This is a genomic window from Tolypothrix tenuis PCC 7101 (assembly GCF_963874875.1).
Classification (GTDB): Bacteria; Cyanobacteriota; Cyanobacteriia; order Cyanobacteriales; family Nostocaceae; genus Aulosira; species Aulosira tenue.
In genome coordinates, this window is sequence record NZ_CAWNJS010000001.1 from 1,484,064 (window position 1) to 1,497,143 (window position 13,080).

Annotated in this window: 10 protein-coding genes and 4 pseudogenes; 6 read left to right on the forward strand and 8 right to left on the reverse strand. The window is 41.0% G+C overall.

All coding sequences use genetic code 11. The annotated features are described in order from the left end of the window. Positions 1-119: 119 nt before the first annotated feature. Entirely contained in the window at positions 120-698 is a 579-nt protein-coding gene (locus AACU25_RS06005; protein WP_096574343.1) for a thioredoxin family protein, read from the reverse strand. Between the two features lie 67 nt (positions 699-765). On the opposite strand from AACU25_RS06005, the pseudogene AACU25_RS06010 reads away from it, so the two are divergent. Both AACU25_RS06010 and AACU25_RS06015 read left to right on the forward strand, forming a co-directional pair. Beyond that, positions 766-1,008: pseudogene (locus tag AACU25_RS06010) on the forward strand (IS630-like element ISMae25 family transposase); the annotation flags it as partial. A 182-nt stretch (positions 1,009-1,190) separates the two neighbouring features. Beyond that, on the forward strand, positions 1,191-2,456 hold the full coding sequence (locus AACU25_RS06015) for an L-lactate MFS transporter (RefSeq protein WP_096574345.1): 1,266 nt from the start codon (positions 1,191-1,193) through the stop codon (positions 2,454-2,456). Positions 2,457-2,533: 77 nt separating this feature from the next. On the opposite strand, the gene AACU25_RS06020 is transcribed toward AACU25_RS06015, so the two are convergent. From AACU25_RS06020 to AACU25_RS06035, 4 genes are all read right to left on the reverse strand, one after another. Then, the gene (locus AACU25_RS06020; protein ID WP_096574346.1) at positions 2,534-3,412 is read right to left on the reverse strand and encodes an FHA domain-containing protein; all 879 of its coding nucleotides are present in this window, start codon (positions 3,410-3,412) and stop codon (positions 2,534-2,536) included. A 321-nt stretch (positions 3,413-3,733) separates the two neighbouring features. Further along, positions 3,734-4,456 (reverse strand): 6-phosphogluconolactonase, encoded by a 723-nt coding sequence (gene pgl, locus AACU25_RS06025; protein ID WP_096574348.1) that lies wholly within the window; start codon positions 4,454-4,456, stop codon positions 3,734-3,736. A gap of 262 nt (positions 4,457-4,718) precedes the next feature. Further along, on the reverse strand, positions 4,719-5,462 hold the full coding sequence (rph, locus tag AACU25_RS06030; RefSeq protein WP_096574350.1) for a ribonuclease PH: 744 nt from the start codon (positions 5,460-5,462) through the stop codon (positions 4,719-4,721). Positions 5,463-5,596: 134 nt separating this feature from the next. After that, on the reverse strand, positions 5,597-6,205 hold the full coding sequence (locus AACU25_RS06035; protein WP_096574351.1) for an adenylate kinase family protein: 609 nt from the start codon (positions 6,203-6,205) through the stop codon (positions 5,597-5,599). Between the two features lie 342 nt (positions 6,206-6,547). On the opposite strand from AACU25_RS06035, the gene AACU25_RS06040 reads away from it, so the two are divergent. Continuing rightward, on the forward strand, positions 6,548-7,084 hold the full coding sequence (locus tag AACU25_RS06040) for a P-loop NTPase family protein (RefSeq protein WP_096574352.1): 537 nt from the start codon (positions 6,548-6,550) through the stop codon (positions 7,082-7,084). Positions 7,085-7,353: 269 nt separating this feature from the next. After that, positions 7,354-7,923, forward strand: coding sequence for a dCTP deaminase (dcd, locus tag AACU25_RS06045; RefSeq protein ID WP_045870119.1), 570 nt, complete (start codon positions 7,354-7,356; stop codon positions 7,921-7,923). Between the two features lie 16 nt (positions 7,924-7,939). On the opposite strand, the pseudogene thyX reads toward dcd, so the two are convergent. The 3 pseudogenes from thyX to AACU25_RS06060 all read right to left on the reverse strand — a co-directional run. Then, positions 7,940-8,374, reverse strand: a pseudogene (gene thyX / locus AACU25_RS06050) (FAD-dependent thymidylate synthase); the annotation flags it as partial. 3 nt (positions 8,375-8,377) lie between these two features. Next, positions 8,378-9,703 (reverse strand): annotated as a pseudogene (locus AACU25_RS06055) (HNH endonuclease); the annotation flags it as partial. Between the two features lie 30 nt (positions 9,704-9,733). After that, positions 9,734-10,021 (reverse strand): annotated as a pseudogene (locus tag AACU25_RS06060) (FAD-dependent thymidylate synthase); the annotation flags it as partial. A gap of 199 nt (positions 10,022-10,220) precedes the next feature. Between AACU25_RS06060 and AACU25_RS06065 the strand changes: the two are divergent. Beyond that, positions 10,221-10,436, forward strand: coding sequence for a chlorophyll a/b-binding protein (locus tag AACU25_RS06065; RefSeq protein ID WP_096574354.1), 216 nt, complete (start codon positions 10,221-10,223; stop codon positions 10,434-10,436). Positions 10,437-10,891: 455 nt separating this feature from the next. Beyond that, positions 10,892-12,982 carry a DUF4114 domain-containing protein gene (locus AACU25_RS06070; protein WP_096574355.1) on the forward strand — a complete coding sequence of 697 codons (2,091 nt, stop codon included), beginning with the start codon at positions 10,892-10,894 and terminating at the stop codon, positions 12,980-12,982. The last annotated feature ends 98 nt before the right edge of the window (positions 12,983-13,080 follow it).

Sequence of the window (13,080 nt, forward strand, 5' to 3'; positions counted from 1 at the left end):
AACAGGTGCATTTACCATCCCCAATGCTTTCACAGCATTGGGGAATATTTTTAAATTTTGGATTTTGTAGCCAAAGCTTTGATGCGTTACGGCTTACGCCTAACACATCCTACAGAATATTAACTATAATTCGGTGTATTTCCAGCTTTCCATTTGATATTGCACCCAATACTAGGCTTTTGTTCATCATCTATAGGTTTATCTGCCAGTACAGCCTCAATTGCAGCACGTAAATCTGCACCAGTTACAGGCTTACCATTGCTGGGTCGGCTATCATCTAATTGCCCGCGATAAACGAGTTGGCGATTGCTATCAAATACAAAAAAATCAGGGGTGCAAGCTGCGGTATAAGCTTTAGCTGTCTCTTGAGTTTCATCGTAGCATAAAGGAAATTTAAAACCCAATTCTGTAGCCATTGTCTTTAATAAATCTGGTGCATCATCTGGGTAATTTTCAACATCATTGGCGCTGATAGCAACAATTCCCAAATCACTTTCAAAGTAGTCTTTTCCTATTAGCGCTAGTTGTTCTTGTACATACTTTACAAAAGGGCAATGCCGACAAATAAACATTACTAGCAGAGTCTTTTTATCAGCAAAACTAGCTAACGAAATTATCTGTTGAGAGACTACATCTGGTAGCTGAAAATCTGGAGCAAGCGTACCTAAAGGCAACATTGTAGATGCAGTTAAAGCCATAGTTATAACCCTGGTAAATAATTGCTAATTCGTAATTCGTAATTAAGAGGCTATTTATAAAATAAGGAAAAATCTTAAAAAACACAAATTACGTCCGTGGGAAATACAAAGGTTTCGTATTCCAGAACGGGACTTAGCACGCTTTATTTCTCAAATGGAAGTAGTGTTGGATCTTGATAGTCACCTGCATAGTGAACTAGAACCCATGATCTGTATGGATGAAGCTTCTATTCAACTAACTGGCCATGTTTTTGAGCTAATTCCTCTCAAACCCGGTGATGATGCAAAGAAAGATTACCACTACACTCGTGCAGTGAGAGAGTCGGCAGAGCGGCCTAACGCACTGGCTCCTCTGGACAATCCTGATGAGTAACCATGCAATTGCAATGTGGAACAGCTGATTAGTCAGAGCATTGATAAATCCAATTGGTGCATGATTAAGCTGCATCTATCTAATGGTAGATTGTAGACTAGTTGCGACCATTTTAAAAAATGAGTATCAATCAAAATTTTGATAATTCTACATTTGATGAAGTAAAACTATTTGGCTTACCTGCACAAAAAGGTCGTTGGCTACTAATTCCCTTGGGTGTACTTGTTCTACTTTGTTTAGGAACTGCTTATTCTTGGAGTATTTTTCGGAATACGATTGAAAAATCTCTCGCAGTAGGAGCAACAGAAAGCTTACTACCTTTCACAATTTTATTGGTTGTATTTTCAATTTTGATGCCCATTACTGGGTTTTATATTGAAAAAATTGGCCCGCGTCTGGTAACTGCGCTGGGGGCAATTGTGATGGGGATTGGTTACGCCACGTCGGGTTTGGTAAATAATATCCCTTTGTTAACTATTACTTACGGGATCATTGCTGGTGCTGGTGTTGGGATTGTTTATGGTGTACCACTCGCCGTTAATGCTAAATGGTTCCCCGATAAAAAGGGTTTAGCTGTAGGTGCAACTGTGATTGGCTTTGGTTTATCACCCCTTGTAACGGCACCTTTAGCTAAGAATTTAATTGCTGCTAATGGTGATAAGGGTTGGCAACCAACATTAATCATTTTTGGGATTGCTTTTACCCTGATAATTTTAGCGATCGCCCCTGTAATGAAATATCCGCCCAAAGGATGGCAACCTGCTGGGTGGACACCGCCTGTTAAACTGAGTGAATCTGCCAGCAACAGCAGTACACCTTTATTAAAATCCCTCAGCTTTTACGGCTTGTGGTTATGCTTTACCATTGGTACTTTTGCTGGGTTAGCTGCTATTGGGATCGCTAGTCCAGTGGGTACAGAAATTATTGGTTTAGATAAAAATACAGCAGCTAGTGCGGTGTCATTATTTGCAGTGTTTAATGGTTTAGGCAGACCGTTATTTGGTTGGCTGGCCGATAAATATAAACCGAAAAATGCGGCAATTATTTCCTATATATTGATTATTGTTGCCTCAATAATGATGCTCAGTACCACTAAGGGAGCGATCGCAACTTACCTAGTGGCTTTTAGTTTGATTTATCTTGCTCTTGGTGGTTGGTTAGCTATTGGGCCGACATCGACTTTAATTCTGTTTCGGAGCCAAGATTATGCCAAAAACTACGGCGTAGTTTTTACTGCCTTTGGCATGGGTGCATTGCTAGGAACTTTACTTGTTGGTAATATCCGCGATATTTTTGGTAATTATTTACCGTTTTTTAATGTCACGATTGGATTATCAGTTTTAGGGATTATCCTGGCTGTATTTTTGTTGAAGCGCAAAGATTAAAAAATTTCAATTTAATATTCGTAGTCAGAACTTTAGTCCTGATTTGAAGAACTAAAGTTTCTGACTACAAAATTTGTCTAAGCGAGTTGGAAGAGGAATGTTACCATATCGCCTTTACCCAAACTGATGCGATCGCCTGGGCGCAGACGGTGTCTATTCCCCGGTAAAAGCGGCAAATTGTTGATGTAGGTGCCATTGGAACTACCAACATCTTCTATATAATGAGCGTCTCCCTCAACACGAATATCTGCATGAATCCGCGAGACAATTTCTGAATTGGGAAATCCAGAAACATCTATATCTGGGGGAATCCGGTCATTAGGCTTGCCGATATGAATTACAGACAAAGTTTGAGGTAATTCCAGATTCGCGTTGCTTTGAACGTGGAATAGGCTGGCTGTTACCTGTTGTAATTGCGTTCTCGCAGGACTAACTGCGGGCGCTGGTGCTGCTACAAATGGTTCGGGCTCAGGTGGTGCCACTGGCTCGGGTTCTGGTTCTGGTGCTGGCGGTGGTGCAATTGGTTCAGGCTCGGGTGCTGCTGCCACTGGTTCCGGTGCTGGTGGTGCAGGAGTAATTTCTACCGCAGCAGGTGGCGGTGCAACTGGTGGGACTTCTGCAGGAACTGCCACTGCTGTTGGCGGTAGAGTTGAACCCGGAGGATTAACAACGGCTAAAGGATCTGGTTGTATCAGTTCTACAAGTGGATCGGGAGTAACCAACGGTGGTACTTCTAAAGGCACATCGGGAGCAACTGTAGGTGCTACCGCTGTTGGGGGCGCTGCTGCGGCATTAGCGCGCAGATTAAAACCACACTGACCACAGAAAGCGGCATCTGCCTGCACAGTTGCCCCACAGCTGGGACAGTTATTAGTCGCTGGTAACGGCGTATAACAGGCTTCACACTGGACAGCGCCGTCTGGATTGGGATGATTGCAATTAGGGCAGACGATCATGGATTTAAGCCTTTGTTCAAGCTCATCAAAAAATGGTACTGGCAAGCACAGAAAACTCCCAGTGGCGGCTACCCTTCAGGAGGGCTGAATACCAATTCCAAATTCAGAAAGCTAGATTTCTCAATGATGAAGAAATTTACATTTGTTGCTGAATTTTGGAGTATTGGTATAATAGCTAACTGTTGTAGACGCGCCCGGGCTTGCCGCAGCGAAAAGTCAGAGCGGGTTTTCCGCCGTGAACTTTTCAAAACAGGTATCGAAAGTAGGTATAAGAAACACCTAGCTTTCGATTCTAACAATTACCCCTGATAGGTAAGATACTTAGGTTTGGAGTTCCGCACCCGCCGCCGCATCTAGCAACCACCAAAGCTCTCCTTGGGGTTGAATGAGGCGGGACGGATAAGTCAACTCATCGGCTTGGGGTGCAAAGACTTGAGCTAATGCTGGTCGTTTATTGGCACCTGCAACTACAAACATAACGCTGCGAGCCGCATTGATAAATGGGTAAGTAAAAGTAATGCGGATACTGCTATCTTTATTACCCACAGTAATTAAGCGATCGCGCACTTGCAATGCTTGAGTGTGGGGAAACAAAGATGCAGTATGTGCATCATCACCCATTCCTAGCAAGACTACATCTAAAGCAGGAAACTCTCCAGATGCAGTATTAAAAAAGTTTTGCAGATGCTTGTCGTACTTAACTGCTGCAACTGCGGGGTCAGCTTCCAAGGTAGGGATGGCGTGAATATTCGCAACTGGCATATCAACGCGGTCTAACCACGCACGACGCGCCATCAGCTCATTGCTATCAGGATGATCTGGTGGTACATAACGTTCATCACCCCAGAACACATGAATTTTATCCCAAGGAAGTTTTTGTTGAGCGATCGCCTCATACAATGGCTTAGGCGTACTGCCACCAGACAAGGCAATGGTAAACCGCCCTCGCTCTTTAATAGCAGCGTCTATCTTAGACAGAATCAACTCTAGCGCTCTTCCAACTAGCGCCGACTGATCTGGTAGAACTTCGACCTTTTTATTCATGGCTCGATCATCACTTTGCCTGCTTCCAGCAATACCATACCTAACTTATAGCGGTTCTCCTTTTTAACTTTTGAAACTTTTAACAACATTAAGGGGGATTGGGCATGGGGCATGGGGCATTGGGCATTTGTTATTTGTCATTTGGTAATGGGTAACGGGTAAAGGGTAATCGGTGTTTGGTGTTCGTCATTATTACTTCTCCCCTGCACCCTGCACCCTCCCCCCTTGCTTTTCCCAGTCCCCAGTCCCCAGTCCCCAACCCCTAACCCCCCACAAATATCGCATTCCAATCGGTAATCGCTTCTTGCTGGGCGATTAATAATTCTTGGATTCCGGTTTCTGCTAAATCTAATAACTGATTCAATTGGTTGCGGGTATAGCTTCCTTCTTCTGCTGTTCCCTGCACTTCGATGATTCCCAAATCTTGATTCATCACCACGTTGAAATCTACTGTGGCGGCTACGTCTTCGATATAGTTGAGATCTAAAAATCCCTCTCCTTCCAATAAACCTACTGAGACAGCGGCTATTTGTCCGCACAGGGGCGATCGCGTTAATACTCCTTGGTGCAATAATCGGGAAATCGCGTTAGCTAACGCCACAAAAGAACCTGTAATTGCGGTTGTTCTCGTTCCCGCATCGGCTTGCAATACATCAGCATCTACAGTTAAAGTGCGTTCGCCTAATACTTCAAAATCTAATGCTGCTCTTAAACTACGCCCAATCAAGCGTTGAATTTCTTGCGTCCGTCCGGATAATTTCATCAATTCTCTTTCTTGCCGTTGTTGAGTGGCGCTTGGCAGCATCCGATATTCAGCAGTTAACCACCCCTTGCCACTTCCGGCTAAAAATTTTGGGACTCCCTCGGTAACGCTAACAGTACAAAGTACTTGAGTATCACCACATTTTGTCAGCACAGAACCAGGCGCATAACGGGTAAAGCCACTGTCAAAGTTGATGGGACGGAGTTGATAGGGTTGCCGACCATCTGGACGCTGCCAAGCCATTGGGGTTTCCTCAACATTTTCATAAGAGAATATCCATTAAGGTTACCTTAGTGTCGCAATCTCTCTATACCCCTAACAATTGAGTCAGCACAAAACTTAGGTAGTGAAGCTTGGTAGTTAAATTAAAGATTTTTTTAAGAAATGGAAAGCAGGTTAAGAATACTTTGATGTACTGCGTCCGGTAGTTGGTCGCCATTAATAGTCAATAAACGGCGACGACGGTCATAATATTCCAAAATCGGGATAGTGCGATCGTAGAATAACTCTATGCGACGCTGTACGATTTCTGGCTGCTCATCGGGAAGCGATCGCCCCAAACAGCGATTTACCATTGTCGCTTCTGGTACTTGTAAATAAATTGCCCAATCTAATTTTTGTCCTAAATATTCCAATAAAAAATCTAATTCCTCAGCTTGGAACGCCGTACGCGGATAGCCTTCCAATAGCCAACCCGATGGGATATTCAGCTGTGTTAGCTGCATCCGAATCAAGTCAATCATCCTTTCATCCGGGACTAGCTCCCCTTTTTCTACGAATGGCTGTGCATATTGTCCCAAATCACCGAAATTAGCGTTAACGTACAGCCGCGAAGCATCTTCCCGTAAGGCTAGTGACTTGTCACCAGACATTGCTTCTCGTAAAATTTCACCTGTAGAAACCTTTGGAATATCAAAGTGTCTACAAAGGCTTTGTGCTTGAGTGCTTTTCCCCGATCCTGAACCTCCCAGAATCACTAATCTCACAACAATTCACTCCTCACCTGTCAAATTTACTACTTGCCAACCATGTTGTGCCCAAACGAATGGGAAATCTAACATCTACAATTTTCAGCCCTTGCACCCAACTTTTTTCTTGAATCTTACTATTATTACTACGTTATTATTTTTACAGCCACTTGCTTTTACCAGCTATTCATGTCAATATCATTAACTCTTGACTTGAACATAAACCTAGTGGTTGACTAAGAATGCAACTTGCAAACTACAATACACTTGTAAAATTCAGATTGATTATACAGCTAGATTTGCGATCGCTTACCTCAGCAATATCTCTTTGATAATTTGTAATATTTTAAACTCAGCTATATGGTTGCCCAGTTAGATACCCCAAGTGTCAATTCGACCCTCAGTGTAGCATCTCCTATTGCCGGACTAGTACAAGTTTTCACTAGTAGTCACCGTAACTTTTTTACTAACGTCATGGCCCAAGCACTGAGAATTGCCGGTCAAGGTACTTCAGTGTTAGTCGTGCAATTTCTCAAAGGTGGTATTCGACAAGGGCATGAGCGACCCATGCAATTGGGGCAAAATTTAGATTGGATTCGTTGCGATTTACCTCGTTGTATCGACACACCCCAACTAGATGATACAGAAAACGAAGCTTTACAAAAGCTGTGGCAACATACACAACAGGTAGTATTCGAGGGTAAGTATTCTCTCGTTGTCTTAGATGAGTTAAGTTTAGCGATTAACTTTGGTTTAATTTCAGAACAAGAAGTTTTAGCGTTTTTAGCAAAACGCCCTTCCCATATTGATATTATCCTCACCGGGCCAGAAATGCCAAAATCTCTATTAGATGTAGCAGATCAAATTACAGAGATCCGCCGTAGTCATAGCCCATAAAGAATGGTCATTCAATTTTGGAGTTTGGATTGACGATTTTGGATTAACCTCTCCTTATAAAGAAGAGGCTTAAACATTGAAAAATTTTGGTTTTTCTTCTGGGTTAACCCAGAGGCTTGAGACCAAATATTTTAGATTTCAAATTTTCATTTAATCCAAAATCTAAAATCTAAAATCTAAACTCGCTTCGGTCAACTTCACGATATTCTAGTAAGTCGATTTAAATTAGCCTTGAACTTGTGATTAAAAACGATATCTGGATTACAGAAATGGCTCAAAAGGGCATGATTTCCCCCTTTGAGCCAAGTTTAGTCAGAAAAGTACAACCACAGGCAGATGTAGCGGTTCGTCCTGTAATCAGCTATGGTTTATCTTCCTATGGCTACGATATTCGCCTGTCTCCTGCAGAATTCCGCATTTTTCGCCACATTCCTGGCACTGTAATTGATCCCAAAAACTTTAATCCCCAAAATTTGGAATCAACCCCACTACATACAGATGAAAATGGTAGCTATTTTATCCTACCTGCTCATTCCTATGGATTGGGCGTTGCGTTAGAAAAGCTAGCTGTTCCAGACTATATAACTGTAATTTGTATAGGTAAATCCACCTACGCACGTTGTGGAATTATAGCAAATTTAACACCTGCAGAGGCAGCTTGGCGAGGTCACTTAACCTTAGAATTTTCCAATTCTTCCAGCGCTGATTGTCGCATCTACGCTAATGAAGGTGTAGTGCAACTGCTATTTTTAGCAGGCGAACCCTGCGCTATCAGTTACGAAGCAAGACAGGGTAAATATCAGGATCAAGCTGAGATGGTAACTTTGGCTAAAGTGTAAACACCTCACAGCAGTACTAAGGCGCTAATCTCGCTTTACCTAAACGAGACTTTTCATACCATTCTGCGATCGCAGGTACCCACTCAGCAAAATGGGGCCACATCATTTCACATAACTTTTGAATTTCAAGTTGAGCGTCTTTCTTATTTCTCAAATCACAGAAATGTAAGAAAGACCTTAAATTGAAACTCACTACAAAATGTTGGCGATAATCAAAGGGCATTTTACCTCTAGCGTGTTCCTCAGACATACCACCTTCAAAGTCAGCTTTATATCGTTTAGCTGCTTCTAAACACCACTCTAAGTCTTTTGCTCTTTGCTCTGGTGAATAATAATATTTTTTACCTTGTCTATCAGTGTAATAACCAACAGGACGCAGATAGAAAACATCTTCAATATCTTTCTTACCGGTTACTACATCAATAAACTGGTTTCCGGTGTAACGAAATGAGTTGTGAACTACAATGCCATTAGCGACAAAATTATGCCAACTGCCTTCTACTTCTAGGTCATAAGTCATTTTTTTTCCAATGTACTGCACAGTTTTTACTTTAACTGGATGGGCTTGTAATTTTCTACCTATTGGCTTTGGTTTAGGTCGCCAATTTTCAGTATCTATTATGGGGTTAAAAGAGCTAGCAAAATCAGCTTCTTGATGATTTTGGTGAATATATTCGTGACACTCTTTGCATAAAGTTACTAAATTATCGAAGTCATAAGCCAAAGATTCGTCAGCATATACTGGGATTAAATGATGAGCATGAAGGCTACCACCCCTAACTCTACATCTTTGACAAATATAATTAAACTTCTCATGTACGGCTGGAGCAATATCTCTTGTCCAGGCACCTATTAGTTCCCGTTCTGTAGATGTTCCTCCTTTCCAAAAATTAGATTCTTCTCCTCTTTTTGTATAAAGCTTCGCGTTTTCTCTACGTTTTTGACGACTTGCTTGAGAAAGGTTTAAGTGGTAACCAGTTTGACCCTTATTCCAAGGGTTTCTGGAACCTCTTGATCTCTTATTTAACGACAAACCGTAAGCATAAACCCATTTTTTTATTGCTTCTATTGAGCAGTTAGCTAAGGCTGCCATCTCATCAACATAAAGTCCTTTAGCAATTTGCTCTTCTAACCAAATTTTGTCTCGATAAAGCGCATTAGGATTATAGTTCCAAGGCTGATGTTCTTTAGGGAATTTACTATCATTTTGATTTAAATTTAGTTCATACTTATCAGCCCAATTTCTCACAGTATTTATAGAGCATTCAGATAGTTGGGCAATCTCTAATGTAGATAATCCTTTGAGAATTTGAGATTCAAGCCATTCTCGATTTCTATAAAGACCATTGCCTACTACTGCCATACCATTACACATTAAATGGCAAGGCTTAGTGCTTTTAACTACACTGCCATCAGGGTTAGTAATTAAACCAACTGCATCACCCATTGTTTGCCAACCATCTGATGTAAATAAGCGATGATTAACAGTGCAATCTAAAGTTTTTCCATCCTCTAAAGTTACTCTGTAAACTGGCTGAAGACCACTGCACATGACATCTTTAATATGTCCAACCTCAAATAAGCCAGTCTCTTCGTTGAGAACTCGCAGGCGCATTTTGCGAATCCGTTGTTTACAATCACGCCGATATTCACCAGGTGGTTCTCCATTCCTACCTTTAATTGACCTTGTACGGATTGCTTTTTCTCCGTTAGTCCAGAGTTCGTATAACTCTCCAATAGTTTTTTTCAATTTCTGGTTACTGTCGCCTTCACAGTTCACAAAAGTAATTTCATTATCAGCAGACAGACATTGAACATCAAAGGATACACTAATTCTATGAGTACGGGCCTGTTGCATTACACTGTGGGGGAAGTAGCCACAGTTAAAAACAATTTGGGGATGCTCTAGAGGCCCGTAATGTCCTCTTTCTCCTGCTAAAAGTCGCTTCACAATAACTTCACCACATTGAGACTCCGAGGGCCATGAGTCCCGTTCGTCATACACGAACGCCTCAGTGTAGTCCTGGTGCATGGCGGCGTAAATCACCTGCTGAGGATTTGGTGTTTTAGCAATAACCTCTACCCGGAATCGATCCATGATCTGCTAGTTAAAACTTGATTGGTGGCTGGGAGTGCTTACTAATCAGTTGTTTAGCCTGTTCGTGAGACATCTCCATGAGAACGATTCATTATCATATCTCTGCCTTGGGCTTCATCTTCAAGATACTCATTTACTTTACAAAAATTAATAACTGCGTTACACTTCGTTACATAGTAAATAAAAACGGGAAAATCTTATGCGTACAAATGCTTCTATCGTTGACGACCAAGGTTTAATGAATAACTTTGCAATCGAGCCTAAAGTATATGTAGATGAGCAAGGAAATCGCACTGGATTTACAACCTATGCAGAACTCCTCAATGGTCGTTTAGCAATGATTGGTTTCGTCTCCCTCATTGCATTAGAAGTTGTCACAGGACATGGTATTTTTGGTTTGTTAGCAAATCTGTAAAATCTAATTTTAATTTTTAATATTACAAGTTTGACAAAATGTAGAGGCAAGATTTATCCTGCCTCTACATTTTTTTTGCATAAAAATTGATGCAAATATTCAAAATTTGCTATTTCATCCAGTAAATTATCTACAACACTTTATTCAATAAGTAAGCTTACTTAAGAGATTACCGAAATTATTTGAGTAAAAAATTAGTAGTAAATAACTAAATAAGTAATTTAGACATTTATTATCTCGCAATACTTTTGTTAGGCTCATAAGTATTCATCTATGAATAATGAGTTGATTATTTACTATTGCTCAGTCTATCTCCTTCATATTAGTAATACAAAACTATTTGTTAAATAAGTTATTCCTTAACAATTCATACAAAATTTACTGATTGGCAAAGAAATAATTATATGACATAACTTTATTCTAACCACATACCAACTATCTCAAACTTATTAATTATGGATTTGTCTATTATTTGTGCAACAGAGCAAAGTTATTTTAATCCTCTAGAAAACTCTATTCTGCAAACAAGTTACTGTAGCTTTACAGATTTATTAGGGGAATCTCAATATCACGGACAGATGGCGATAGAACTATCTTCTGTCCTCTCGGAAGTAGGCAGTAAACTAGATAATTTTCTTCAGAAACCAGATTTTATTAATCAGATGCAACTGGCTTTTGGCAAAGGCTGGGATCTGCAACAGGCAACAAATTTAATAAAGGGGATCGTTAATGGCAAGTCTATACCCCAAATTGATATTTTGCCTATTGAGTCATTACAAGCTAAAGGGGCTTATGCCGGAGATAGCATCTATTTAGCACAAGAATTATTCAGTAATCCAGAAAAACCAGAAGCATTAGTTTCAGTTTTATTAGAAGAACTTGGACATTATGTTGATTCGCATTTGAATGTTCAAGATTCTCCTGGAGATGAGGGGGCAATCTTTGCCCAACTCGTATTAAACCAACCTCTACAAGGTGAAGAACTGTTAGCTTTAAAAGCTGAAGATGATAGCGCAATATTAAATTTAAATGGCAAAAGCATTTTAGTAGAGCAAGCAGCTTTAGACTCTGGTACATTTACCGTCGGAGTGGATGGCAAAGTCAGCATTGAGTTTTTAGCTGATGCTGGCAGTTATCATAGCGAACTGGGTATTTTCAGTTTGCAGGGAATGGGAAACTTACAGCCAGGTTCCCTGGAATTTATCCAAGAATCTGCGCGTCGTGTTATCAGTAATTCTAATTCTGGTTACCTAGCAATTTCTGATGCAACTGAAGGAGCAAAATTTAGTGGTGATTTAGGAGAAAGTGAAAGGAATGATGGCAGATTTTTAGGAGAGAAAAACTTTGTCATGAACCCTGGCGATCAGTTTGCTTTCTTACTGGTACCGGATGGAAAAATTAGAGAATTGTTAGATAATCCCAATTTAGCTAAGGATAAAAATCCGCTATTTTCCATCGCCTCAGCTAATGCTGACGGTTCTGTACATTTTGCTCAGTTAGGACAAGGAACAACGAAAGGCGGGACTTTTGGCGTAGAGGATAAGCTGGCTAGCCAAGGATCAGATTGGGATTACAACGACTTCGTATTTCAAATTAAAGGCGCTACCGGAAAAACTGCTCCCCTAGAGACATTTATTCAGTCGAAACAAGAGTGGCGCAATACCCAATCAGGGAAAGAATTAATCGAATATGCTAAACAAGTCAGCCTATTTCTGACTTTAGCTGCTCCCTTCAGCAGTTCTTACACTGTCGCCAGTTTGGGTGAATTACCAGGATTACCAACTCCTTACGTAGGATTAGCCTTTAAAGCTGACGATCCTAATACTTTATATATCGGTTCAACACCGCAAGGAGAAAAAGGCGAAATTTTTGCGATCGCACTCAAACGCGATGCTAATAATCACATTGTAGGATTTACAGGCTCGGCAAAATTGCTCTCCTCTGCACCGGGACTCAGTGGCGGTTTGAATGATGCTGGCTTGACCTTTGGCCCCAATAACGTTTTGTTTTATACAACCTGGAATGACAACACAGTTGGACAAATTAAACTGGGAAGTTCTAGTCCTGACAAACAAGTAGAGTTAAATTCCCTGGGCTATCAGCCTTCTGTCGGTGGCTTAACTTTCGTTCCCCAAGGTTTCCCAGGTGCGGGAAGGCTAAAAATTACCTCCTACGATACTGGCAATTTTTATGACACAACTGTGTCCGCCGATGGTACAGGTACTTGGAATATTGCACCTGCAACAAAATCAGTGCAAATTACCGGGGGGCCAGATGCTTTTATTTATGTATCTGCTTCTATGCCACAATTTACGAGCGCACGTATTTTACTTGCAGAGCAAGATACAGATACAGTCAGCGCCTATAATATCGATGCTAATGGCGATCCCATTCCTACCACTCGCCAAGAATTTTTAACCGGAATAGATGGCCCCATCGGTGCAGCCATTGATCCTTTGACAGGCGATTTCTTCTTCTCTACCTATTCTTTTGGCGATTTTAATCCTCAAGGATTTAATCAGGTGGTAGTCGTGCGGAAGGGATGATTCAGGGGAACTGGTAAGAATTTCGTTTTTATAATTAGTGATGGCTTGCCCTTAGATAGTATTGATTAAGTAATAATAAATTGGTGAGTTACAGCAAT

Bases quoted from the DNA above. Each gene is read 5' to 3' on its own strand.
- AACU25_RS06005 (WP_096574343.1), bottom strand. From the start codon at position 698: ATGGCTTTAACTGCATCTACAATGTTGCCTTTAGGTACGCTTGCTCCA.
- AACU25_RS06015 (WP_096574345.1), top strand. From the start codon at position 1,191: ATGAGTATCAATCAAAATTTTGATAATTCTACATTTGATGAAGTAAAA.
- AACU25_RS06020 (WP_096574346.1), bottom strand. From the start codon at position 3,412: ATGATCGTCTGCCCTAATTGCAATCATCCCAATCCAGACGGCGCTGTC.
- pgl (WP_096574348.1), bottom strand. From the start codon at position 4,456: ATGAATAAAAAGGTCGAAGTTCTACCAGATCAGTCGGCGCTAGTTGGA.
- rph (WP_096574350.1), bottom strand. From the start codon at position 5,462: ATGGCTTGGCAGCGTCCAGATGGTCGGCAACCCTATCAACTCCGTCCC.
- AACU25_RS06040 (WP_096574352.1), top strand. From the start codon at position 6,548: ATGGTTGCCCAGTTAGATACCCCAAGTGTCAATTCGACCCTCAGTGTA.
- dcd (WP_045870119.1), top strand. From the start codon at position 7,354: ATGGCTCAAAAGGGCATGATTTCCCCCTTTGAGCCAAGTTTAGTCAGA.
- AACU25_RS06065 (WP_096574354.1), top strand. From the start codon at position 10,221: ATGCGTACAAATGCTTCTATCGTTGACGACCAAGGTTTAATGAATAAC.
- AACU25_RS06070 (WP_096574355.1), top strand. From the start codon at position 10,892: ATGGATTTGTCTATTATTTGTGCAACAGAGCAAAGTTATTTTAATCCT.